The sequence below is a fragment of the Pontibacter diazotrophicus genome (assembly GCF_003367245.1).
GTDB lineage: Bacteria > Bacteroidota > Bacteroidia > Cytophagales > Hymenobacteraceae > Pontibacter > Pontibacter diazotrophicus.
The window spans coordinates 1-1,259 of sequence record NZ_QRGR01000079.1 but is presented as its reverse complement, the minus strand read 5'-3'; the positions used below and the strand labels follow the sequence as shown (position 1 = coordinate 1,259).

The window sequence follows — 1,259 nt, the reverse complement described above, 5'->3', positions numbered from 1 at the left end:
TGGAGCTGCTACATTTGAGTGGACATATAGTTAAGCGAAAAACCTATAACTTAACACTATGTCACAAGAGAGAAGAAAGTTCGACAAAGAATTCAAGGTGATGGCTGTAGAGCTCAGCAAGACCAGGGAGAACATGCATGAGTTAGCCAAAGAACTGGGTATCCGCCCTGAGCTTATCTACCGCTGGCGCTCAGAGCACCTCGAAAAGCCAGAAGGCAGTTTTACAGGCCATGGAAAACCCAGGCATACTCCAGAGGAAGCAGAGATAGCCAGGCTAAAGAAACAGCTCCGCGATGTGGAGATGGAAAGGGATATCTTAAAAAAGGCCATCAGCATCTTCTCCAGGGGAGACGGGAAATCTACAGGTTTATAACCTCTCAAAGCTCCAGATTTCCCGTTGACAAGATGTGTGAGGTATTCCAGGTCAGCAGGAGCGGCTACTATGATTCTTTAAAAGGAACAGTGTCAAAAAGAGCCAAAGAAAACCAGGAGCTACTGTCTCTGATTAAGGAGGAGCACAAGAAGAGCAAGCAGCGTTATGGAAGCCCCAGGATAAGCGAGGCCCTGAAAGCCAAAGAAGTCAAGGTTTCAAGGCCTAGAGTAGCCCGGCTGATGAAACAGGCTCAGATCAAGGCCAGGATGGTAAAAAGCTTCAGGGTGTGCACAGATTCAAAGCACAGTTTTGCAGTGAGTGAGAATCTGCTAAACCGAAACTTCTCGCCTATGACCACTGGCCAGGCGTGGGTGTCGGATATAACTTACATCAGAACCTTAGCCGGGTGGCTATACTTGACTGTAGTGCTGGATTTAGCCGATAGAAAAGTAATCGGCTGGGCCTTGAGTGAAACCATGAGAGCAAAGCACACAACAGTGGCAGCTTTGAAAATGGCTGTCAGAAACAGGCCTGTTGCTCAGGACCTGATATTCCATTCTGACAGAGGTGTGCAGTACGCCTGTGACGAATTCAGAAAAGAACTTCAGGTTTACCCCTTGATTCGCCAAAGCATGAGCCGGAGAGCCAACTGCTGGGATAACGCAGTGGCTGAAAGCTTCTTTAAAAGCCTGAAAACAGAGGGGGTTTACGGCTCCAGGTTTGAAAATCAGAGGGCGGCTGCAGTAGAGATCTTCGAATACATCGAGATCTTCTACAACAGAGAAAGACTCCATTCAAGTCTGGGATACCGTACACCCAAACAAATGGAAGAAATGTTAAACATTTAGCAGCTTAATCCTTTGTCCAATTTATTGTTGCAAGTTCA

2 protein-coding genes are annotated in these 1,259 nt (G+C 46.9%); both read left to right on the top strand.

Annotation, left to right across the window (positions count from 1 at the left end; all coding sequences use genetic code 11):
- The first annotated feature begins 58 nt into the window (after window positions 1-58).
- Window positions 59-373, top strand: coding sequence for a transposase (locus DXT99_RS26740; protein ID WP_115568654.1), 315 nt, complete (start codon window positions 59-61; stop codon window positions 371-373).
- Window positions 358-1,221 carry an IS3 family transposase gene (locus tag DXT99_RS26735; RefSeq protein WP_317048166.1) on the top strand — a complete coding sequence of 288 codons (864 nt, stop codon included), beginning with the start codon at window positions 358-360 and terminating at the stop codon, window positions 1,219-1,221. Before DXT99_RS26740 ends, DXT99_RS26735 begins: the two co-directional genes overlap by 16 nt.
- The last annotated feature ends 38 nt before the right edge of the window (window positions 1,222-1,259 follow it).

Excerpts from the sequence above, each read along its gene's own strand:
- DXT99_RS26740 (WP_115568654.1), top strand. The coding sequence starts at position 59 with ATGTCACAAGAGAGAAGAAAGTTCGACAAAGAATTCAAGGTGATGGCT.